Source organism: Cellulosilyticum lentocellum DSM 5427 (assembly GCF_000178835.2).
Taxonomy (GTDB): domain Bacteria; phylum Bacillota; class Clostridia; order Lachnospirales; family Cellulosilyticaceae; genus Cellulosilyticum; species Cellulosilyticum lentocellum.
This window is the reverse complement of the sequence record NC_015275.1, coordinates 2,751,764-2,773,698: the sequence shown is the minus strand read 5'-3', so window position 1 is coordinate 2,773,698 and position 21,935 is coordinate 2,751,764. Positions and strand designations below refer to the sequence as shown.

Sequence of the window (21,935 nt, the reverse complement as noted above, 5' to 3'; positions counted from 1 at the left end):
TTTATTAGGGGGATGATCAGATGAAATGGAAATCTAGTTATGCGATAGGTGTTGAAGCAATTGATAAGCAACATGAAAGGTTGTTTGATATTTCGGAGCGTATTGAGGAATTATTTTTATTACCAGGTCACATGGATAAGTTTGATGAGATAGTGGAGATAATAGAAGAGTTAAAAGCATATGTGATCTATCATTTTAATGAAGAACAACAATTAATGGAGAAGATTCAATACCCTAAGTATTTTTCACATTTAGTGGAGCATCAAGATTTTATAGAAAAAATAAATGATTTTGATTTACATGAATTAGATCATGCCCAACAACAACAATTAAGAGAACTTGTGGATTTTATTATGACATGGCTTGTAGAGCATGTCCTAGAAAAAGATAAAGCTTTTGCAACCTACTGCCGAGAAAAAAATATGTAGAAGAGGTAAATTGTGAAGATTATAGCTGCTATTTTCATGCTAATGGATCATATAGGAATGTTATTTTATCCTACTCAGCCATTATGGCGTGCGTTAGGAAGATTAGCAATGCCTTTATTTGCTTATGGGGTTGCTAGTGGTTTTTGGCATACTTCCTCATTAAAAAATTATATGAAGCGAATGACGGTATTTGCAATTATTTCTCAGTTGCCATTTTTATGGATGTTTCAAGTAGCTTATGGAAGGGCTTTCGGCTTAAATATTGGTTTTACATTTTTAATTGCATTAGGTTGTCTTTGGCTTTTAAAGAGTACAGAGCAGCAAAGTGAGACTGTGAAAATTGGCAATTATATAATGATTGGTTTATTACTGATTTTAGCAGAAGGATTAGCGTGTGACTATGGTATGTATGGTGTTGCTGTAGTGATTCTTTTTTATGAGTATAGTTTTAAAAAAGAAAATCAACTAGTGGCATATATTTTATTTAGTCTACTTACCTTATTGGATAGCTTAATCTATAATAGTCCGTTGCAAATTTATGCAGTGTTGTCCATTGTCTTTATTATACTACTAAAGAATAAGCGGTTGAGTGGTTTACGTTATTTCTTTTATTTATTTTATCCGTTGCATATGTTTGTATTAGTATTTATTAAATTATTATTTTTTTAAAAAATAGCTTTACATTTAGTAAAGCTTTTTTTGCGTCTAAAAACAGTCGATTATTTATGATTATGTCAGTAATTTAGTTAAATAAGGTATGATATTAAAAAAAAGCTCATAATAAATCTGTGTACAAAAGACCATAAAGTTAGGTGAGCAGCATGAAGAAAAGAATTAAATCCATCATTCTATTGTTCCTTGTTTTGATTCAAATAACGGCTTTAGGTAGTCCGGTAGATCAAGATAAATCAAAAGGGCAAATAGAATACAAAGTCCTATATTTAACATTTGATGATGGACCGAGTGAGTATACGGGAAAATTGTTAGATGTTTTGGCTAAGTATCATATGAAAGCTACTTTTTTTATGCTAGATGCAGAGATGAAACGTAATCCAGATATGGTAAAACGTATAGTAGCAGAAGGACATGCCGTTGGTGTTCATGGTGTGACTCATGAAAAATCTACTTTTTATTGTGGTACATTAGGACCTTTAAAAGAAATGGATAAAGCGAATGCTACACTAGAACAAATTACAGGAAGCAAGACCAATTTAGCTAGAACGCCTTATGGAAGTAGCCCTTATTTAACGAAGAAGCAAGCAGAAGCATTAGCAGCTCGTGAATATGTGATATGGGACTGGAATATTGATTCTAAAGATTGGTGTTATCGTAATCCTTATAAAACATTTCGGGCCACGACTCAAATGATTCAAAAATCTCAGAAAGAGCCTAAAGTTATTTTGTTCCATGATATTAAGCATGTAGTTGAAACAATGACTCTTTTTTTAGAGTGGATGCAAGAGCATCAATATACATCTAAGCCAATTACTACAGATATTACTCCAGTTAAACTAAAACAAAAAATAAATTAATAAAGGAGTAGCAAGATGCACGATCAAAAAAGCAAAGCTTTATCAGGAAAGAATAATAAAAGAATAAATAATACCGATACAAGAAACAGTGAAATCACCTTTCCACTAGTGGATGCACAGGAGGTCAATCCTGCGGCAGGTACAAGTACACCTTCTATAGAAGATGTCATTCACGCAAAAGATTGGGTAGACAATGGTAGTCGCTTGTAAGGAGTAGGAAAATAAAACAAAGTTTTTAAGACAAAAGAGGTCTTAAAAACTTTGTTTTATTTATGAAAAGAGGTTGTGATACTTAGGGGAATACGTTAAAATAAAAGAGTTAACAATGTCAAAAATAAACGAAATGACACCTAAATTGGTGAACAATTTAACCAATAATGGAAAGGAGTATCGGCTCATTTAATAGTCGATTTAAAAATGGGAATTCATAAACTCAACCAAAAAAAACACCGTTTACTTTCTGATAGATTATTTATTGTGTCCATTGTGGTGGTGGGCATGTTTGTTGTTTTAGTTTATCAGTTTTATACATTACAAATTATAGAACATGCTGCTTATGAAGAAGATTTAAGAGCAAGTGTACAAAGAGAAGTAGAGATACCTGCTATAAGAGGTCTTATTTATGACCGCTATGGCAAACCCTTAGTAAGTAATAAACCGATTTATGTACTTAAAACAGACCCACAAGTTAGTTTGAAAAAAGATGATTATAACCAAATTCTTTTAAATGTGGCTAATTTGCTTGAAGAAAATGAAGATACATATATTGATAATATGCCAATTTCCAAAACGGTACCTTTTACTTTTACAGAAGATGACCAAAGTATTAGAAGTTTTATTACCAATTATGTACCTTATGATAATCAAGAACACAAGGAATTGTTATATACCTATTCTGCACCAGAATTGATGGCTTATTTAAGAGGAGAAAAAGGATATAATCTGGATTCAGAAATTAGTGATGAAGATGCAAGAAAAATTTTAGCAATGCGTTTACAAATCTCACAAACCACTTATCAAAAATATAAAAAGGTAACGCTAGCTAAAAATATTTCAATGGAAACCTTAGCTGCTATTGAGGAGCATCAAGATGATTTCCCAAGTATTATGGCAGAAGTAGAATCTGAGCGTTATTATACAGAGACTTATAGTAAAGCGTTTGGTAATATTTTAGGGTATACCCGTATGATTACTGAAAGTCAGTACAATGACTTAAAAGATAGTGGCTATGAAAAAGATGACTTAGTAGGGCAAGTAGGTATTGAAGGCAGTATGGAGTCCGAGCTTAAAGGAGAAAAAGGAAGTAAGCTCATAGAAGTAGACAATGCAGGACGAACTGTATTCACCCTAGAGACGAAAGAAGCTAAAGCTGGAAATGATGTTTATTTAACCTTGGATGCTGATTTGCAATTAGCTACTTATCAGGCTATGGAAAAACGTTTAGCTGAAGGTATTGTAGGTAGATTACAAGGAAAAGAAAAAACCGTTCCTTTAACAGGGAGAGAAATTCTCATTTCCATGGCTAAGAATAACCAACTAGATTTTAATATAATGAAAACTGCTCCACAAAGCCAAATGCAAAGACAACTTTATGATAAAGTAGCAGCAGATTATGAAAAAGCATTAAATGTTTTAAAAGAAAAAGAAAAAAATCTATCAAAAGAAGAAAAAACGACCTTAACCATTAAGCAGCATTTTGCTAATATGTTAGATAGCGAAGAAATTTTAATTACTGATAGAGAGCTTCTTCTTGCTTTAGGAGAGCAAGAAAGTTTAAAATTAGATGAAGATCAAATGAAACGTATTTGGGATGGTAATATCGGTTCTATAGAAGCTCTTTTAATTGCTGAACTAGAAAGTGGAGAATTAAAGCCTGATCAAACAGCGATTATGCCATTTAGTGGTTCAGCTGTAGTCGTAGATGTTAATACTGGAGAAGTATTAGCTTTAGTAGGCTATCCTTCTTATGATAGTAATGAATTTACACAGAACTTTAATTCTATTTATAGAAAATTACATGACGGTGTAGATGAACGTAATATTGAAATTAATCGTGCTTTAAAAACAGCTAAAGCCCCAGGTTCTACTTTTAAAATGATTGTAGCTGTAGCTGGTTTAGAAGAAGAAGTAGTAACACCTGATACAATGATCTATGATACAGGTGAATATCCAAATGTAGGATTGCCAGCACCTAAATGTTGGATTTATACGAATACTGGTCATGGACATGGTAGTTTAAATATACAAGGGGCTTTAGAGGTGTCTTGTAACTATTATTTCTATGATATTGCTTATCGTTTAGGACTTAAATATGGCGCACCTTATGGAGGAATTGATGCGCTTTCAAAATACGTAGAAATGTTTGGATTAAGCCATACCTCTGGTGTTGAATTAGAAGAAACAGCACCTAATATTTCAAATCCTAAAAATGCAGTTAGCACACAAGCAGCTAGAGCACTTAACTATATTAAAAATATGAAGGATAAGAAAAGTGAAAATAGAGAGAAACTCTTATCAGAGGTACAAGAGTACTTGGACATTTTCTATACATTAGGTGATAGTAGAGCAACAGACTTAGATGGCAGAATTGATTATTTAACACAAAGTTATATTAAGAAAAGTTTAGATTCTGAATTAGCCATTGTTTTGAGCGAAGATTTATCTACGATTTATGATAAAGTGATTGAAGATATAGGAGATGCCCTGCAAGAAGGTGTAAATGCCATTTCTAAAGAAATTGCTGATGAGGTACTAGCAAGGGATAGTAAAACAAGCTTAAAGTTACGTACTAAAAGTGTGGTACAAGAAACTTTAGAAAGTTATATAGAGGCAGGGACACGTAAGACAATCACTAAAACTTTAGATAAGATGCCACAAGGTGTCTTAGAGCAAGCCTATTATGATGGTTATGCGGCAGCGTATAAGCGTTATGAAGATCAAGAAGATATGAAAGATGTTTGCGCGGAACTAGAAAGACGTATGGCTGCTATTAAAGAAGGGAGCTTTAATGCACAGGAACGTACAGTAAGTAAAGTAATTGATCGTATTTTAAGTGTTTACGTAGATGATTTCTTTAAAGATATTCATATGGAATGGAATGTTTCAGATAATGTACGTACAGCTATTGGTCAGGGAGGGAATACCTTTACACCGGTACAAATGGCACGTTATGTAGCAGGCCTAGCTAATGGACATACGGTTTATGACTTAAAAGTAGTAAGTGGCATTGATGATCACAAGATTACTGGAGATTATACGCAAACACCAGAAAAAGTATTTAATACCCTTAATTTTAAAGAATCTACCTTGACTAATATTTATGAAGGAATGCATAAAGTAGCTACAGGCTCAGCTGGTACAGCGAGAAGTTATTTTACAGACTTTCCTATTCAAGTAGCAGCTAAAACAGGAACAGCTCAAGAAGGAAAATATGAAAATAGCTGGTTTGTTGGTTTTGCACCTTACGATAAGCCGGAGATTGCGGTTGTTACCAGTATGTATGGTGCAGATGGCTTGGGTGGTAGTAATACCCAGCTTGCAAAAGATGTTTTTGAAGCTTACTTTAAAATTGGTCAAGAAAAAGAAAAGGTGACATTAGGAAACAAATTTGTACAGTAGAGAAAATGCCTCATAAAGATACATGAAAACGGTCTTTATGAGGCATTCTATTATTTAAGAAAAAATTGTAAAAGGAGTTGAATAATGAGGAACTTAAGACAAATTCTTTTAGAAGAAATCCCTGAGTTTAAAGCAAAAGGTGAAGCTTTTTTAAAGGGCGAGCTTGGCAAAATGGATTTTAAAAAAGTCTCAGGTGGCTTTGGTGTTTATGCTCACCGAGATGGTAAGCATTTTATGATTCGTTTACGTATTTTATCAGGTGTTTTAGGAAAAGAACAATTAGTGGCCATATGCAATTTAGCAGAACGCTATGCAGTTCCCATGATTCATTTGACTACAAGGCAAGCTATTCAGTTTCATAAGCTAAGTTTAGATAATATTTGTAAGGTGATGGAGGAAGGTCTTGAATATAACCTTTACACAAGAGGAGCAGGTGGTAATTATCCTAGAAATGTAGCAATGAGCCCATTAGCGGGATTAATGAAGGAAGAAGCATTTGATGTGGTACCTTATGCCATGGCAGCTAATGCGTACTTCCTGCAGCGTATTAATACCTATCATTTACCTAGAAAATTAAAGGTTTCTTTTACCAGTGATAAGGCAGATGGTTCTCAAGCTACAGTACAAGATATGGGATTTGTAGCAACATTAAAAGATAACAAGCCTTATTTCAAGCTTTATCTAGGAGGTGGATTAGGGCGTAATCCAAGAAAAGGTATTCCAGTGGATAGATTACTACCAGCAGAAGAAGCGTTATATGCGCTAGAAGCCATGGTACAGTTCTTTACTCATGAAGGAGATTATGAGCATCATCATAAGGCACGGGTCAGATATATTGCAGATCGTATGGGAGATGAAGCTTTTGTCAACTGCTTTTGGAAGTATTTTGAGACTGCTAAAGTAAAAGGGGGATTAGATTTTTCTCCGGAGATGCCTAAGTACACAAAAGTAGGTAAAACAGTAGAAATAAATCATATAGCTATTACATCACAAAAGCAAGAAGGTCTTTACAGTTATTATTTTCATCCCTTAGGGGGACAATTAGATTACAGGCTTCTTAGAAAGATTTCTAATCTGATTGAACCAATGACAGATGTTCATGTCAGATTATCCATGGGTGAAGGTCTTTATTTAGTTCATTTAGATGGTGAAGAAGTACAGCAAGTAGCGGAGGCTTTGGATGCAGATAACTACTTGTTAGGGGTAGAACAAACCAGATCTTGTATAGGTGTTCCTATCTGTCAAATGGGTATATTAGAAAGTCAGAAAGCGTTAAAAGCTATAGTAGATTATTTTAAAGCAAAAGGCAATATCAAAAAAAGCTTACCGCCTATTTATATTTCCGGTTGTCCTAACTCTTGTGGTGTACACCAGATTGCAGGTATTGGTTTAGTAGGTAACAAGAAGAAAATAGATGGTGTATTAACAGGTATTTATGATGTGTATATGAAAGGAAAGTGTACAGTAGGGGAGACTCATTTAGGGGAATTAATAGGAGAAGTTCAGGAGGACCAATTACCTGGTTTTTTATATGATTTAGCTTCTAAAATAGAAGCTACTCATCAATCTTTTGACCAATATATGGAGGCAAATAAGGAGGAAGTAGAGCAGTTGTTAAGTAAATAATCATTTAATGGTATGTCAGTAGTCATAGTAATAAAGGATGTTTATTATAAGTAAGTAATAGAAGAGCAAAGAAGTAGTTAGGAACTTCTTTGCTTTTTTGTTACTTAACCTCCTCTTTTAACCCTAAACCAAATAGTATATAATAAAAAAGATAAAGAGCGCGTTAGTAAAGAAGGTATAGGTGAGTAGAATGGAAACAGAAGTAAGAGCTTTTTTTGAAGTATTAACAGAACTAAAAGTAGATGATAAGCTTCAGCAGCTTTTTGAACCCGTAGGGATTAAAAAAGTTGTATTTGAACAAGCTACTGAGCATTTAGAAATTTATTTAAGCAGTAAAGAACTTCTTAATCGTCCTATGCTTTTAAAAATGCAGAGGGCCATTAAAGACCAACTTTTTAAAACCGCGCCTCTCTCTATTACTTTAGTAGAATCTTACGAGTTATCAGAAGCGTATACACCAGCGTATATTGTAGAAGCTTATAAGCAGAATTTACTTTTAGAAATAGAAGAAAAAAGCGAAATGGTTTATGCAATTGTCAAAAATGCCGTTTGGCGTGTAGCTGCCAAGCAGCTTTTTATAGAAATAGATAATAGTTTTGTGGCACGTAAAAAAACAGAGCCCTTAAAGCCTTTTCTAGAAAAGATTTTTATGGAACGCTTTCAGTTGCAATTGGGTGTGCAGTTTGAATATAAAGCTAGTAGTAATCCACTGGCTTATGTAGAGGAAAATCAAAATCAATTAAAACGAGAAGTAACCTCTGTAATGAGTCAAATTCAGCCATTAGAAGAAGAAACAGTAAGAGAAAGCGCTAAGGAAACAGCGGAAGTGAAAGAACAAAAAGAAGTACGTATGACACGTAAAAAGGTACCCCTTGATCCAGATGTTTTTTATGGACGTGAATGTGAAGGTGATTTAACTCCAATTGAAGAATTAGTAGATGAAATTGGAGAAGTCGTTATCCGTGGTAAAGTCTTAAGTATTGATACAAGAGAGATTCGTATGGAAAAAACCATTATTATGTTTGATATAACAGACTTTACAGATACCATAACCGCTAAACTCTTTGTTAAAAATGATGAATTAGGCGATGTATTAGGTAAGCTTAAAAAAGGTGGATTTTATCGTCTTAAAGGAATGGCGCTTTTTGATAAATTTGATAGAGAAATAGGCATTGCTTCTATTAAAGGCATTAAAGCTATTCCTGATTTTACAACCAAACGTATGGATACCAGTGAGGAAAAACGTGTAGAATTACACCTCCATACCATGATGAGTGATATGGATAGTGTAGTCGATATTCATCAGATGATTGACCGTGCCAAAGCATGGGGAATGCCAGCAATTGCCATTACTGATCATGGCTGTCTTCAAGCTTTTCCTATTGCGAATCATTGTGTGTCAAAGGATGAGCCTTTTAAGGTGATTTATGGTGTAGAAGCATACTTTGTAGATGACTTAAAGGAAGTCGTGACGAATTCTAAAAACCAAAGCCTAATGGAGAGTTATGTGGTTTTTGACTTAGAAACCACAGGATTTAGCCCTAAAATGAACCGTATCATAGAAATAGGGGCGGTTAAAGTCGTAGGTGGTCAAATTGTAGATACCTTTAGTGAATTCGTCAATCCTAAAGTGCCTATTCCTTATCAAATTGAGAAATTAACAGGAATCAATGATAGGATGGTTATGGAGGCAGAAACCATAGAAGTGCTATTACCACAATTTTTAGCTTTTTGTGAGGGATGTGTCATGGTAGCTCACAATGCTGATTTTGATATGAGTTTTATAGAAGCAAATGCCAAAGAGCAGGGCCTAGCAGCAGACTTTACAGTAATGGATACGGTAGCCCTAGCACGTATTTTAATGCCACACTTAGGTAATTTTAAGTTAAACAACGTGGCCAAGCATTTAGATATTAGCTTAGAAAATCACCATAGAGCGGTAGATGATGCGACAGCTACAGGTGAAATCTTTGTACGCTTTATAGAGATGCTACAGGAAAAGGGTGTTACAACCCTAGATGCTATTAATGATATGGTAGAGATTTCACCAGATTATATTAAGAAGTTACCTACTTATCATGGGGTTATTTTAGTGAAGAATGAAATAGGACGTATTAATCTGAATCGTTTAGTATCAGCATCTCACTTAGATTATTTTAATCGTAGACCACGTATGCCAAAAAGTCTCATTCAAAAGCATAGAGAAGGACTTATTATTGGTTCAGCTTGTGAAGCGGGTGAAATCTTTCAAGCTATTTTAAGAGAAAAAGAAGAAACCGAACTGGCCAGATTAGTAAGCTTTTATGATTACCTTGAAATTCAGCCGATTGGAAATAATAGTTTTATGCTCAGAAGTGATAAATATACAGCTGAGACAGAAGAAGACTTAAGACAGTATAATAAGCGTGTTGTAGAACTAGGGGAGCACTATAATAAGCCTGTAGTGGCTACTTGTGATGTTCACTTTTTAGACCCAGAAGATGAAATCTATAGGCGTATTATTATGGCGGGCAAAGGCTTTAAAGATGCTGATGATCAGCCACCTGTTTATTTACGTACCACAGAAGAAATGCTAGAAGAATTCAAATATTTAGGAAGTGAGAAAGCGAAAGAAGTGGTTATTACCAATACGCAGCTGATTAATGAACAAATTGAAAAGATTTCTCCAGTGTTACCTTATAAATGTCCACCAGAAATTCCAGATTCAGATGCTACCCTGACGCAGATTTGTTACGATAAGGCCCATGAGATTTATGGACCAGAATTACATCCAGTTGTAGTAGAGCGATTAGAAAGAGAGCTTAATTCCATTATTTCTAATGGTTTTGCTGTAATGTATATCATTGCTCAAAAATTAGTATGGGATTCTAATGACCATGGTTACCTTGTAGGTTCAAGGGGATCTGTAGGGTCTTCTTTTGCAGCAACGATGTCAGGTATTACAGAGGTTAATCCACTAGCACCACATTATATTTGCCCACAGTGCCACTATGTGGATTTTGAATCCGAAGAAGTACGTGCTTATGCAGGACGTTCAGGATGCGATATGCCAGATGCTACTTGTCCTAAGTGTGGTCATGAACTTTTAAAAGAAGGCCATGATATTCCTTTTGAAACCTTTCTTGGTTTCAAAGGTGATAAAGAGCCGGATATTGACCTTAACTTCTCTGGTGATTACCAAGCGAAAGCCCATAAGTATGTAGAAGTTATCTTTGGAGAGGGGAAAGCCTTTAGAGCAGGAACAATAGGTACGCTAGCAGAAAAAACAGCTTTTGCTTATGTTTATAAGTACTATGAAGAGCGTGATATTCACAAGAGAAGAGCAGAAATGAAGCGTATTGCAGAAGGGTGTACAGGGGTTAAACGTACCACAGGGCAACATCCAGGAGGGATTATTGTAGTACCACATGACCGTGATATTTATGAATTTACAGCTGTGCAGCATCCTGCAAATGATGTAATGACACCGATTATTACCACTCACTTTGAGTATCACTCCATCGACCATAATCTATTAAAACTAGATATTCTAGGCCATGATGATCCTACCATGATTCGTCGCCTTGAGGATTTGACTGGTATAGATGCAAAGACAATTAAGTTAGATGATAAGGACGTTATGTCACTTTTTCATAGTACGACGGCCTTAGGCATTAAGCCAGAAGATATTGGGGGAATTAAGCTAGGTTCTTTAGGAATTCCAGAGTTTGGAACAGACTTTGTTATTCAGATGTTATTAGATGCAAAGCCTCAGAGCTTTTCAGACCTAGTGCGTATTTCTGGGTTATCTCACGGTACAGACGTGTGGCTAGGTAATGCTCAAACCTTGATTGAAGAAGGCAGAGGAACCATTTCGACTGTTATTTGTACCCGTGACGATATTATGACTTATTTAATTAATCAAGGAATGGATAAGGGACTATCCTTTACCATTATGGAAAGTGTTCGTAAAGGGAAGGGCTTAAAACCAGAATGGGAAGAAGCTATGCTAGAAAATGGCGTACCTGATTGGTATATTTGGTCTTGTAAAAAAATTAAATACATGTTCCCTAAGGCCCATGCGGCAGCGTATGTTATGATGGCTTGGCGTATTGCTTGGTATAAGATTTTTTATCCACTTGCTTATTACACCGCTTTCTTTAGTATTCGTGCGTCAGCTTTTTCTTATGAGACCATGTGTTTAGGGAAAGAACGTTTAGAATATCATATGAAGGAGCTCATGCTTAAGGGAAAAGAAAATCAATCAGCGAAAGAGCAAGATACTTTAAAGGATATGCGTATTGTTCAAGAGATGTATGCAAGGGGGATTGAGTTTATGCCAATAGATATAACTAGAGCAGATGACAAGAGATTCCAAATTATTGATGGGAAGATTATGCCTTCGTTAAGTTCAATAGATGGTCTAGGAGAAAAAGCAGCAGAAGCTGTAGTAGAAGCAGTTAAAGATGGTCCATTTTTATCCAAAGAAGACTTTAGGAATCGTGCTAAAGTAAGTAAGACAGTGACAGATAAAATGTCAGAACTAGGTATATTAGGTGATTTAACAGAATCTAATCAATTAGATTTATTAAGTGCCATGTCATTTTAAAGGCTTAATCGTTCATGGTGATAGAGATAAAACAGGGAGAATAGAAAAGTGAAAAGCAAACAAATTGCGAAGCAGATGATGGTTTGGTTTGTAGGATTAATCGTTATTCAAGTGGGGGTAGCTTTATTTTTAAGTTTAAATTTAGGTTCAGATCCATTTACTTTATTTACACAAGGAGTAGCTAGGGCGCTAGCTGTTTCTCCAGGAACTGCTAATAGGTTATTGACGCTTATCTTTTTAGGCGTCCTTTTTCTCTTGGATCGAAAACAAATTAAAATAGGAACTTTTTTATGTATCATAGGTGCAGGTATTGCACTAGATGGTGTTTTAAAGCTATTAAACCCTTTGGCACTTAGTAGTTATTCTCTAAGTATCAAAATAATCATTTTTATGATGGCCTGTGTCATTGTATCTATAGGTTTTCCTATTTTAAAAAGTTCAAAGATAGGTGTGGCGCCTAATGATTTAATTTACTTAGCTTTAGTAAAGCGCTTAAAGAAATCCTATACCATTATTCGCATGAGTGTTGATATCATTTATATGGTATTAGGAATGAGCTTAGGTGGTGTTATCGGTATAGGGACTGTACTATGTGTTGCTTTTTTAGGCCCTTTAATGGATTTTTTCTTTCCTAAGATAGACCACCTTGTAAGTGGCTTTTTAAAGGAGCAAGGTGGAGCAGATGGGCAAAGCCAAAGTGGACAAATGTGATCATTAAATAAGATAAAATGAAAAGTATCAGTTAAATGATGATAGAAGTAAAAGAAAGTGAGAGACAAGCAATGAAGAAAGAACAGATGCAAGGTGAAATAGAAGCCTTGAACTTTAAAGAAGACACTTATGATTTTGATGGTATGATAAGATTGGCAGATTGTGAAGAAGCAGCTTTGATTTTTACTTTTGAAGATGAGGACGATGGTAAACATTATATGAACCGCTATGAGCTATTAGCAGCTCATATGTCTATAGAGCAAAAGTTAAATAGGATTCATCATTATCTAGAAGAGGATGAAACTCATGGATTATTTGTTTCATTTGCAGTCGTATATGAAGGGCAATTACAGCTATTTAATGGTAGGTTTAAAAAAGGTAAGGAAGTGGATATGGGAGAATTAGAACTAGGTAACCATATGATTTATGGGATGCTTATTAGATATATCGAGGGAGAATATCTATTTGATGAAGTCCTTTATTTTGACGGAGAAAATAAAAGTCATTCTTGGGCAGAACGTGTATTAGATGCAGGAGAACTAACTTTCATGATGAAAGAAATGATTATGGAATTTGAGGATTAACCTATAGAGAAGGAAGAAGAGCATGTCATTTAAAAACTACGGATTAGAAAAAAGCTTATTAAAAGCCGCTACGTTATTAGGCTTTAATAAGCCTACACCAGTGCAAGAACGGGTTATTCCTGAAGTCTTAAGAAAGCAGGATTTAATTGTTCAGTCACAAACAGGAAGTGGAAAAACAGCAGCCTTTGCTATTCCTATTTGTCAGGAAGTCATATGGGAAGAAAATAAACCTCAGGCTTTGGTTTTAACGCCAACAAGAGAACTAGCTATTCAAGTCAAAGAGGATTTTTTTCAGATAGGTCGCTTTAAGAGAATTAAAGCAGTAGGCTTGTATGGAAAGGCACCTTTTGAGGTGCAACAAAAAGAATTGAGCCAAAAAACACATGTAGTAGTAGGGACACCTGGACGTGTTTTAGATCATCTAGAAAGAGGTACGTTAGAAGCATCGCATATAAGTTATTTGGTGATTGATGAAGCTGATGAAATGCTACGCATGGGGTTTATTGATCAAGTAGAAAGCATTATAGCGGCGCTTCCTTTGAATCGTGTTACCTTATTATTTTCTGCTACTATGGCACCTCATATCCAGCAGCTGTGTGAAAAGTATCTTAGGACACCTAAAACCATTCATATAACTACTGACTTATCAAAGCCTAATAATATTGAGGAAATTGGAATAGAAACTCATGAGCAAACAAAACTAGCGGTACTAGAGGCAGTAACCATTGTGGAAAATCCAGAAAGCTGTATTATTTTTTGTAATCGTAAAGAGCGAGTTGAAATGGTATGGAAGAGACTTAATGATTTGAACTATGGTGTTGGTAAAATACATGGTGATATGGAACAAAAACAACGTTTTGCAGTTATGGAGGATTTTAGGAAAGGACGATTTCGCTATTTAGTAGCCACAGATGTAGCGGCTAGAGGGATTGATATTGACCATATTACTCATGTCATTAACTTTGATGTACCAGAGCAAGCGGAAAATTATGTGCACCGTATGGGACGTACAGGAAGGGCAGGAAGAAGTGGCAAGACATTTATATTCATCCAGCCAGAGGATAAAAGAAATCTAGCAGTTATTGAAAGTTATACTATGAGGAAAATTCCTATGCGAACAGCGTATAGAGAAGAGGAAATAGCAAGTGCTAAAAAAGCCTTCGAAGAAAAAATGAAACAACCCTTGCAGTTTAAGGAAACTAAGGGAGAAGTTTTAAATCAAGAAATCATGAAGCTGCATATTAATGCAGGCAAAAAAACTAAAATGCGTCCTGTAGATATCGTGGGAACCTTATGTCATTTACCAGGAATAACTGCAGAGGATATCGGTATTATTAACCTTCAAGATATCTCTACTTATGTAGAAATTTTAAATGGAAAAGGAGAGAAAGTATTTAAACTATTACAAACAACACCTATAAAAGGGAGAATGCGACGCGTAAGTAAAGTAGACTAATAGGTGAAATGAGCCAATCTTTAAGGTTGGCTTTTTTTGTTAAAGTAAATCATAAACTTTAGTGTTTTTTAGCACTATAAAAGGTAGTTACAGTATGATAAAATATAATGAATAATATATAATTTTTAAAATACTATATTTTTAAAAATGACTTTAAAGCACTTATAATAAAAGGAGAAATATAAATGATAGAAGAAAATAATGAGTCAATCTATGTGTCCCCTTATGCCAAAAATACTGGTCGAAAGGTTGAACCAGAAACGGTAGACCCTGTTTATATGGCAGTAAAGACTAACTATACTAGCGAAGACTTTTTATCAGAAGCTTATATTTCAAAGGAAAAGTATGTACAGATGATTAGAAGGTTAGATCGCAAAAAGAATATTATTTTACAAGGGGCACCTGGAGTTGGAAAAACCTTTTTAGCTAAGAGGCTGGCCTACTCCCTCATTGGTAAAAAGGACGATGATCGCGTTGCAATGATCCAATTTCACCAAAATTATGCGTATGAAGACTTTGTTATGGGTTTTAGACCTAATGAAACAGGAGGCTTTAATCTAGAGAAAGGTTTATTTTATACTTTTTGCCAAAAGGCAAAAGATGACATGGAAAATCCTTATTTCTTTATTATTGATGAGATTAATAGAGGAAACTTGAGTAAAATTTTTGGAGAATTACTCCTTTTAATTGAAGCAGATAAAAGAGATAAGAAATTTGCTATAGAAACAACGTATTCAAAAGAACGTTTTTATATCCCAAGTAATTTATATATTATTGGTTTAATGAATACAGCTGATAGAAGTTTAGCGGTAATGGACTATGCTTTACGTAGACGATTTAGTTTTATTGAAATTGATCCAGCTTTTGGTGGAAATTTTGAAAGGTATATGAAACAGTTTGAACATACAAAGCTTTCGCGTGTGATTCAGGTGATTATGCAAATCAATGAAGCTATTACACAAGATGAATCTTTAGGAAGAGGTTTTCGTATAGGACACAGTTACTTTTCGGATCTTAATAATGGTAGTGATGAAGAACTTTATGAAATTATTGAATGTGAAATTGTTCCGCTTTTAGAAGAATATTGGGGAGAAAATTATGAGAAGTTCTCTACTTATGTAAAGGTATTAAGAGGGGCATTGCAGTATGCATAAAGGAGAAATGCTACAACAAATACCTAATATTAATTTATACCATATGTTGTGTTATAGCTTTCGTGATTTAAATAAAATTACCCCCGAGGCTTTAGGTGCGGAGTCGTTTGATCAAATTGAGGCACTTTTATCAGCTATTTTATTGGAAGGAATCACAAGACAATTTAAAAGGGGACTATACAAAGAATATGTAGAAGGTGAGGGACTCTTGCAAGTACTGAGAGGTAAAATTGATATTCACGAAACTATACGTCTTAAAACACAGGTGAGTAGACAAGTTTATTGTCACTATGATGAATTTAGTGTAGATAACATCTATAATCAAGTGTTAAAAGCCTTATGTCTTTTAATTTTAAAAAGAGGACGTATAGCTTCTCAGCAACGTAAAAACTTTAAAAGACTTCTCATTTCATTTAATGAAGTACAAGATATTGCTTTAGACTGTGTGGCATGGGGAAAATTAAGCTACGAGAAGAACAAATTTCCTTATAAAATGCTAATTCAGATTGGATATATGATTTTTAAAGGAATCCACTTAGATATAAATACCGGTAAAGGTTATTTAAATGAAGTTATTTTTAATCATTTGTATAAGCAGTGTATTTATCGTTTTTTTGAAACAGAATGTCATGGTGTAGATGTGAGTTATGAAAAAATAGCGGATGAAGAGGAAGTAGATAGCGATTTGATTTTACTTCGAGAAGATAAGATTATGCTTGTACATACCTGTTTTTATCCAGAGCTCTTTATTAATCAAAAAGCAACAGAGCATAAGAGTTTCTTATTACAAGAAATGAAGAAAACTTTTTACTCAGTTCGTGAAAATAGTATGAAATCTGACGAAACAATAAGTGGTTTATTACTATACCCTTCTATAGAATCTACTTATATTGAAGAATATATGCTAGATCAACATCAAATTTTTGTAGCGGCTATTGACTTACGAGAATCGATGAGTGCTATTAAAGTACATTTAAAACAAATGAGTCAATTGGCATAAAATCATATAAGCAATCATGGTTTTGGATAGATGTGATATAATCATAGCAAAACTATTAATTGGAGATGATTTCATGAATGAAAAAATCAAGCAGCTCACTCAAATTCTAAGAGATAGTAATAATATAGTATTTTTCGGAGGAGCTGGGGTGTCGACTGCTTCTCAGATCCCTGATTTTAGAAGTGCCAATGGTTTATTTAATGAGCGATTAAATCGTACCTTTACACCAGAACAACTAGTATCTCATACTTTTTTTGTGAAATATCCAGAAGACTTTTATCAATTTTATAAAGACAAGCTGATTTACCCAGAAGCTCAGCCCAATGCATGTCATAAGGCTTTAGTAAAATTAGAGCAAATGGGTAAACTAAAGGCTATTGTTACACAAAATATAGATGGCTTACATCAAATGGCAGGAAGTCAGGTGGTATATGAACTTCATGGCTCTGTTCATAGGAATTACTGCTTAAAATGTGGTGCTTTTTATGATGCGGCTTATCTATTAGAAGCTCCAGGTATTCCAAAGTGCCAAAGGTGCGGAGGAGTGGTAAAGCCTGATGTTGTTTTGTATGAAGAGGGATTAGATGATGAGGTTATCTCAGCAGCAGTAAGTGCTATTGCTATGGCAGAGACTTTGATTATTGGAGGAACCTCTTTAGTGGTTTATCCAGCGGCAGGACTTATTCATTATTTTAAGGGGAAACATCTTATCCTTATTAATAAAAGTACTACCTCTGCAGATGATACAGCAGATCTAGTGATTCATGATGCTATTGATAAAGTATTAGCAGAAGCTGTTTCAAGCTTATAGCTTGCATTGAAAGGAGATAAAGAAAACAAATGATACCAAGAGAAGCTATCAAGGAATTTTGTTTAACACTTCCAGGCGCGTATTTAGATTATCCTTTTGATGAAGAATGGCAAGCTCTAAGAATTCGAGAAAACCATAAAAGCTTTGCTTTTATTTTTAAGCATCAGGGGAAACTGTATGTGAATGTGAAATGTGAGCCGTTAAAAGCACAATTTTTAAGAGAAATGTACTTACAGATTATACCTGGTTATCATATGAACAAAAAACATTGGAATTCTATTGTGGTAGATGAAGACTTGTCAGAAGGTTTATTGTGGCAACTCATTAAAGAGAGCCATGAGTTAGTTTATCCTAAAAAGAAAGTAAAGAAAAATGAGTAGTTGATAAACCTAAGCTGTTACGAGGTCAATAAATGACCTGTGTAACAGCTTATTTATATTTTGTGAGACTTAAGCTATAAGTAAAAGCGTCGATTGTTCATAAAAGGGGACAAAGGTATGATAAATGTGGTAAAATTTAAATATAATAATAATTTAGTTAATTTAGGGGGCAGAAGATGCAAGACGTATTTATTTCTTACTCTTCAAAAAATAAGATAGAAGCTAATAAAGTATGTGAGCAACTAGAAAAAAGAGGTATTTCTTGTTGGATGGCACCACGAAATATTCAACCAGGTAAAGAATGGGGAGAACAAATTATTAGAGGGATTGAAACTAGCCGCGTTTTAGTATTAATTTTTTCCGCGGCTTCTAACGAATCTCCGCAAGTATTAAGAGAAGTAGAAAGGGCGGTTAGTAAACGTTTAAAGATTATTAATTTTAGAATTGAAAATGTTAGTCCATCTGACTCAATGGAATACTTTTTATCAGCTAATCATTGGCTTAATGCTTTTGATGGAAATAGAGAGACCCATATTGAAAGTTTAAGTATCACAATTAAAGGTTTGTTAGAAGAACAGCTGTTGCCACAACAAGCTCATCCTATTGTATCTAAAGGATTAGGAAAGCATACCGTTTATAAAAAGGGATTGAAATTTTTAGCAGTTGGATTAATAGGTATTATACTTATCATTATTGCGTATAATTTGAATGCTATTCGAGTGGCCATGGTAAAGGAACCTCAAGTAGAGGCCTTGGTAGAAAAGCAACAGGACAAAGCATTAAAAACACCTACAGCTCATGTGCAGGCTTCTAATCAGCCATTAGAAACGCCTCTAGGAGAAGTTCAAGTTACCCCGGCACCAGTGGAGACTTTGGTCCCCACTGAGAAGAATAATGAGCAGGGAAATACGCAAAATCAAATAGCTATGGTTACTCAGGAACCAGATAATCAAGAAAAGGTAACACCTACAACACAAGCGGAGCCAGTTCAATCGTTAGATATAGAGATAGGTAGTAAAGTTACTTTTGGGGTCTATCATAATGAGCCAATCGAGTGGCTTGTGATTCATAAGGACAGTAAGGGGAACCCGTTATTATTATCTGAGAAAATATTGACATTAAAGGCTTTTGATGGTGCAGAAAGTGGGAATTATAACAAGGCTAGTAATGGAACCATTTTCGATGGTAAAAAAGAAAAAGAAGCACCTGGTCAAAATTATACAAAGGAAGAATTAAGACAAATGAAAGGGAGCAATGACTGGGCAAATTCTAACTTACGTACATGGTTAAATAGTGGTGGAAAAACAGTAAGTTATAAAGGACAAGGGCCAGCTGCTAATGCATTTTTAGATGGTGCTAATGCTTATGATAAGACTTACGGCTTTCTTTATGAGTTTACAAAAGAAGAACAGGCCTTAATTCAAACAACCTCTTACAAAAATATATTAGGAACCTTGGAGCAAGGCAGGAAGGCTGGCGGAAAAGAACTTTTTCACTTTGAACGCGTCAGCATAGAAGATTGCTTGTTAAATAGTAGTAAAGCTTACTATGAAACATTAAGTGATAAAGTGTTTTTATTATCTTTAGAAGAAGTAGAAGGCTATCTATATACTCAGGGTATTCCCATTAAAACGAATCCTACAGAAGAAGCCATTGAAAAGGATCAATCAGGTTGGTATAAGGATATAAAAAGTCAAACAGGTGGTTATCATATGTGGTGGCTTAGGACACCAGCAGGAGAGAGTAGTAGTTTAGTATGTACAGTAGGACCTTCAGGTGAAGTGATTTATACAGAGTATGCAGCACAAGCAGGAGTGGGGATTAGACCAGCACTTTACTTAGAAGCCAGTCATTGTACTTTAGAAGATGGAAAGATTATAAAAGCTAAATAAAAATTTGAAATGAAAGAAAAGAGGTAATTTCGAGCTAAAATAGTACATACTATAGATAAGAAACAAAGGAGGGGTTACTATGAAGCACAAAACCAAGCTCTATCTCAAAAGGAGTATTTTGATACTCGTATTAATGATAGTTACCCTAGCTTTTTATCATGGCTTAGTGATTCGCCACTATGTGTTTGAAACCTCTAAACTTGATTCTGAAACAAAATTACGTCTTGTTACTTTAGCAGACTTGCATAGTCATATTTATGGGCATCAGCAGCAGGATTTAATTGATAAAATTAAAAAAGCAAAGCCAGATATTATTGTAATGGTAGGAGATATGATAGATGATGAAGCCCCTATTACAGGAATGGAATTACTTTTAGAGGGACTTCAAGGAGTGGCTCCTATGTACTATGTAACAGGAAATCATGAATATTGGTCTGGACAGATCAAGGAAATTAAAGCATTTATGCGGAAGTATCAGGTCACTGTTTTAGAGCAAGAATACAAGGTCCTTCATGTAAAAGGGAACAAGGTTATTTTAGCAGGATTAGATGATGTGGCAGGGTTTGAGGAAGAAAGTATATGGGAAATAGAAGCAAAGATGGCTTTTAAAGAACTAGAGCATGAAGAAGGCTATAAGATTCTTTTAAGCCATAGGCCAGATTTGGTAGGTGTTTATAAGGAACTACCTTTTGACCTTGTGATTGCAGGGCATACCCACGGGGGTATTATTCGCATACCTTATTTTAGTAATGGTTTTTTTGCTGCTAACCAAAAGCTTTTTCCAGATTATGTAGGTGGCTTGTATAAAGAAGAGGGATTCAACTTAGTTGTAAGTAGAGGTTTATCCGCTGAGGTCATCCCTCCTCGTTTATTTAATCCACCAGAAATTACATTAATTGAATTAATAGGGGAAAAATAATATAATAATTACAACTATTTAGATAGTTTGCTTTGACCTTACTATTATTTTGACGTATAATGGAATTACGTAGTAGAGGGAGAAATGAGGGGGAATAGAGATGGACGAAGAACAAGAATTTGGTAAAAGTAAATTAGGCAACTTCTATTTGGTTAAGGTTTTTAAGTCACTAGGCTTAATGCATATTATTGTCTTTACAATGATGATTTTATGTGATGTTATTGTATTATTACCCGCACATATCAAATGGTCAGTTGATATGCTGACTAAGCTCATTAACCTTTTAAGTGGTGGTAATGAGGATTATAAAGCCTTTTTTTGGGCATTTTTAGTAGCTACTTTAGTGACATTAGTAGTTGTTTGGATTGTGAGTAAGCTATTAGCTTTTAGAAAAAGTAAGAAACAACATACAACGTATTCATTAACCCAAGAACAATAGTTCTTGGGTTTTTATACAATAAAAGAAAAGTTGATGAAACATAAAAATATGTTATAATAAAAAATATTTATTTTGAAGCATCCTATAAGGAGATACTATTTTAATAGATTTCACTAATAGTGATGAACCAAGCCTGATATATTTCTGCGTTGAGCAGTTATATAAATTTATGATACGCTGCATTATTTATAAGCGGCAGTAAGGAGAAAAAAATGAATACAACAAAAAAGACTACACAATTTACAAGGCTGGCATTACTAGCAGCCCTATTGGTGGTACTTGGATGCACCCCTCTTGGATTTATATCCATTCCCCCAATATCCATCACTTTAATGCATATTCCTGTTATTATTGGTTCGCTTATGTTAGGAGCAACCTATGGTGGTGTTTTAGGTTTAGTTTTTGGCTTAGTGAGTATGCTTAAAGCAGCTACTTCGCCTAATCCAGCAGATCTAGTTTTTTCACCTTTTGCAAGTGGAATGCCACTAGCTTCCCTTGTTATGTGTATTGGACCTCGAGTGATTTTAGGTATATCGCCAGCTATTTTAAATAAGCTGTTATTTAAGGTTTTGAAGAAGCAGGCTATTAACTTCACTATTAGTGCATGCATTTCAACAGCTGTACATACCATTCTTGTATTAGGATGCTTAAGTTTATTTTTTAAAGCCATACCAGTACAGGAGATTTTTATGTATATTATTGGGGTTAATGGTGTATTAGAAATGGTGGCAGCTGGGGTATTGGCTACAGGTGTTTGTGTGCCACTTAAGAAAAATCATGTGATATAAAGTAGGGTG

18 protein-coding genes are annotated in these 21,935 nt (G+C 34.7%); all 18 read left to right on the top strand.

Annotated elements, in window-relative coordinates:
* Nucleotides 1–20: 20 nt before the first annotated feature.
* The 18 genes from CLOLE_RS12715 (at nucleotide 21) to CLOLE_RS12630 (ending at nucleotide 21,926) form a co-directional block, all read left to right on the top strand.
* Nucleotides 21–428 (top strand): bacteriohemerythrin, encoded by a 408-nt coding sequence (locus tag CLOLE_RS12715; protein ID WP_013657528.1) that lies wholly within the window; start codon nucleotides 21–23, stop codon nucleotides 426–428.
* Nucleotides 429–440: 12 nt separating this feature from the next.
* Nucleotides 441–1,097 carry a TraX family protein gene (locus CLOLE_RS12710; protein ID WP_013657527.1) on the top strand — a complete coding sequence of 219 codons (657 nt, stop codon included), beginning with the start codon at nucleotides 441–443 and terminating at the stop codon, nucleotides 1,095–1,097.
* Between the two features lie 152 nt (nucleotides 1,098–1,249).
* Nucleotides 1,250–1,960 (top strand): polysaccharide deacetylase family protein, encoded by a 711-nt coding sequence (locus CLOLE_RS12705; RefSeq protein ID WP_013657526.1) that lies wholly within the window; start codon nucleotides 1,250–1,252, stop codon nucleotides 1,958–1,960.
* 15 nt (nucleotides 1,961–1,975) lie between these two features.
* A complete protein-coding gene (locus tag CLOLE_RS12700) occupies nucleotides 1,976–2,170 on the top strand; it encodes a CDIF630_02480 family spore surface protein (protein ID WP_013657525.1) in 195 nt (64 codons plus the stop codon).
* Nucleotides 2,171–2,377: 207 nt separating this feature from the next.
* Nucleotides 2,378–5,578 carry a penicillin-binding transpeptidase domain-containing protein gene (locus CLOLE_RS12695; RefSeq protein ID WP_083801275.1) on the top strand — a complete coding sequence of 1,067 codons (3,201 nt, stop codon included), beginning with the start codon at nucleotides 2,378–2,380 and terminating at the stop codon, nucleotides 5,576–5,578.
* Between the two features lie 84 nt (nucleotides 5,579–5,662).
* Nucleotides 5,663–7,204, top strand: a complete 1,542-nt coding sequence (locus CLOLE_RS12690) for a nitrite/sulfite reductase (RefSeq protein ID WP_013657523.1) — start codon at nucleotides 5,663–5,665, stop codon at nucleotides 7,202–7,204.
* Nucleotides 7,205–7,385: 181 nt separating this feature from the next.
* Nucleotides 7,386–11,792: a PolC-type DNA polymerase III gene (locus CLOLE_RS12685; protein WP_013657522.1), complete on the top strand. Its 4,407-nt coding sequence runs from the start codon at nucleotides 7,386–7,388 to the stop codon at nucleotides 11,790–11,792.
* Nucleotides 11,793–11,840: 48 nt separating this feature from the next.
* Complete coding sequence (locus CLOLE_RS12680) at nucleotides 11,841–12,503, top strand: YczE/YyaS/YitT family protein (RefSeq protein WP_013657521.1); 663 nt, start codon at nucleotides 11,841–11,843, stop codon at nucleotides 12,501–12,503.
* 35 nt (nucleotides 12,504–12,538) lie between these two features.
* On the top strand, nucleotides 12,539–13,087 hold the full coding sequence (locus CLOLE_RS12675) for a hypothetical protein (protein WP_013657520.1): 549 nt from the start codon (nucleotides 12,539–12,541) through the stop codon (nucleotides 13,085–13,087).
* Nucleotides 13,088–13,109: 22 nt separating this feature from the next.
* Entirely contained in the window at nucleotides 13,110–14,543 is a 1,434-nt protein-coding gene (locus CLOLE_RS12670; protein WP_013657519.1) for a DEAD/DEAH box helicase, read from the top strand.
* A 185-nt stretch (nucleotides 14,544–14,728) separates the two neighbouring features.
* The gene (locus CLOLE_RS12665; RefSeq protein WP_013657518.1) at nucleotides 14,729–15,697 is read left to right on the top strand and encodes an AAA family ATPase; all 969 of its coding nucleotides are present in this window, start codon (nucleotides 14,729–14,731) and stop codon (nucleotides 15,695–15,697) included.
* A complete protein-coding gene (locus tag CLOLE_RS12660; RefSeq protein WP_013657517.1) occupies nucleotides 15,690–16,697 on the top strand; it encodes an McrC family protein in 1,008 nt (335 codons plus the stop codon). Before CLOLE_RS12665 ends, CLOLE_RS12660 begins: the two co-directional genes overlap by 8 nt.
* Before the next feature lie 73 nt (nucleotides 16,698–16,770).
* Entirely contained in the window at nucleotides 16,771–17,508 is a 738-nt protein-coding gene (locus tag CLOLE_RS12655) for an NAD-dependent protein deacylase (RefSeq protein WP_013657516.1), read from the top strand.
* Between the two features lie 29 nt (nucleotides 17,509–17,537).
* A complete protein-coding gene (locus CLOLE_RS12650) occupies nucleotides 17,538–17,888 on the top strand; it encodes an MmcQ/YjbR family DNA-binding protein (protein WP_013657515.1) in 351 nt (116 codons plus the stop codon).
* 176 nt (nucleotides 17,889–18,064) lie between these two features.
* Nucleotides 18,065–19,780, top strand: a complete 1,716-nt coding sequence (locus CLOLE_RS21910) for a TIR domain-containing protein (RefSeq protein WP_013657514.1) — start codon at nucleotides 18,065–18,067, stop codon at nucleotides 19,778–19,780.
* Between the two features lie 79 nt (nucleotides 19,781–19,859).
* Entirely contained in the window at nucleotides 19,860–20,699 is an 840-nt protein-coding gene (locus tag CLOLE_RS12640) for a metallophosphoesterase (protein WP_013657513.1), read from the top strand.
* A gap of 100 nt (nucleotides 20,700–20,799) precedes the next feature.
* Nucleotides 20,800–21,138, top strand: coding sequence for a hypothetical protein (locus CLOLE_RS12635; RefSeq protein WP_013657512.1), 339 nt, complete (start codon nucleotides 20,800–20,802; stop codon nucleotides 21,136–21,138).
* A 212-nt stretch (nucleotides 21,139–21,350) separates the two neighbouring features.
* Nucleotides 21,351–21,926 (top strand): ECF transporter S component, encoded by a 576-nt coding sequence (locus tag CLOLE_RS12630; protein WP_013657511.1) that lies wholly within the window; start codon nucleotides 21,351–21,353, stop codon nucleotides 21,924–21,926.
* Nucleotides 21,927–21,935: the final 9 nt, after the last annotated feature.

Coding starts and splice junctions, on each gene's coding strand:
- CLOLE_RS21910 (WP_013657514.1), top strand. CDS start 18,065: ATGCAAGACGTATTTATTTCTTACTCTTCAAAAAATAAGATAGAAGCT.
- CLOLE_RS12630 (WP_013657511.1), top strand. CDS start 21,351: ATGAATACAACAAAAAAGACTACACAATTTACAAGGCTGGCATTACTA.
- CLOLE_RS12670 (WP_013657519.1), top strand. CDS start 13,110: ATGTCATTTAAAAACTACGGATTAGAAAAAAGCTTATTAAAAGCCGCT.
- CLOLE_RS12700 (WP_013657525.1), top strand. CDS start 1,976: ATGCACGATCAAAAAAGCAAAGCTTTATCAGGAAAGAATAATAAAAGA.
- CLOLE_RS12655 (WP_013657516.1), top strand. CDS start 16,771: ATGAATGAAAAAATCAAGCAGCTCACTCAAATTCTAAGAGATAGTAAT.
- CLOLE_RS12715 (WP_013657528.1), top strand. CDS start 21: ATGAAATGGAAATCTAGTTATGCGATAGGTGTTGAAGCAATTGATAAG.
- CLOLE_RS12705 (WP_013657526.1), top strand. CDS start 1,250: ATGAAGAAAAGAATTAAATCCATCATTCTATTGTTCCTTGTTTTGATT.
- CLOLE_RS12635 (WP_013657512.1), top strand. CDS start 20,800: ATGGACGAAGAACAAGAATTTGGTAAAAGTAAATTAGGCAACTTCTAT.
- CLOLE_RS12665 (WP_013657518.1), top strand. CDS start 14,729: ATGATAGAAGAAAATAATGAGTCAATCTATGTGTCCCCTTATGCCAAA.
- CLOLE_RS12660 (WP_013657517.1), top strand. CDS start 15,690: ATGCATAAAGGAGAAATGCTACAACAAATACCTAATATTAATTTATAC.
- CLOLE_RS12695 (WP_083801275.1), top strand. CDS start 2,378: ATGGGAATTCATAAACTCAACCAAAAAAAACACCGTTTACTTTCTGAT.
- CLOLE_RS12640 (WP_013657513.1), top strand. CDS start 19,860: ATGAAGCACAAAACCAAGCTCTATCTCAAAAGGAGTATTTTGATACTC.
- CLOLE_RS12690 (WP_013657523.1), top strand. CDS start 5,663: ATGAGGAACTTAAGACAAATTCTTTTAGAAGAAATCCCTGAGTTTAAA.
- CLOLE_RS12675 (WP_013657520.1), top strand. CDS start 12,539: ATGATGATAGAAGTAAAAGAAAGTGAGAGACAAGCAATGAAGAAAGAA.
- CLOLE_RS12650 (WP_013657515.1), top strand. CDS start 17,538: ATGATACCAAGAGAAGCTATCAAGGAATTTTGTTTAACACTTCCAGGC.